This window comes from Oleiphilus sp. HI0132 (genome assembly GCF_001635845.1).
Genome location: NZ_LWGJ01000299.1, coordinates 1 through 777 on the forward strand (window position 1 = coordinate 1; position 777 = coordinate 777).

Genomic DNA, 777 nt, shown 5'->3' on the forward strand with positions numbered 1-777 from the left:
AAGGTCAGTAGAGATGTCGCCTTCAGCCGCGATGTAAGTAACAACGTCGATTTTCTCTGGGATATCGTCAAGCTTTGTGAAGAACTCAGCTTTTGAGTAGCTTTCTAGGATCTCTTTAGCAATCGCGTTGCCTGCTTTAAATGCTTCAGCTAGACGAGCTGTATCAGCGTCATATAGGAATACTTGAGACTTAAGAACTTCACCCGCTGCTGCAGCTTGTGCGTCGTCAGAAAGAGCGATGTCTAGAAGTGCTTCAACAGAAGGGCCACCTTTCATGTGAGAAAGTTGCTCAAGAGCGAACTCAGGCGAGATCTCAGCAACAGTTTCATTACCTAGAACGATGTCTTTTAGGAATGCTGCTTTAACGCCTGCCGCAGGAGTTGTACCTGGAAGCGTGTTGTAGATAAAGAAGTTTAAAGACGCTTCGCGGTGCTCGTTACCCGTGTCTTTAATTTGAGCGATGATCTCTGATAACAAATCTGCGCTATCAATTGGCTTAGGGTTCAAACCTAGGTCCTTTTTACGAACCTCAATTTCTTCTAGGTATTCTGAATACAAACTCATACGAATCTCTCACTCAAAGTTTTAGTAATGACTATCAAAAAACTACTTAATACGCCATTGGATGCAAGTAGTTTCATCGGTGTCCAACGGAGCATGGCTTTCCAGTGAACTGATCAGGTGTTCCTGTTTATTCACTATGCAAGCTCCCCATTGGGCGCTTATTCTCAGCAGTGCGTCTGCTTAAATTTAGTGTGGAATGTGTCCACAGCTATC

1 pseudogene is annotated in these 777 nt (G+C 44.0%); it reads right to left on the minus strand.

Features of this window, described 5'->3' with window-relative positions:
* Window positions 1–564 (minus strand): annotated as a pseudogene (locus A3766_RS03615) (bifunctional aconitate hydratase 2/2-methylisocitrate dehydratase); the annotation flags it as partial.
* Window positions 565–777: the final 213 nt, after the last annotated feature.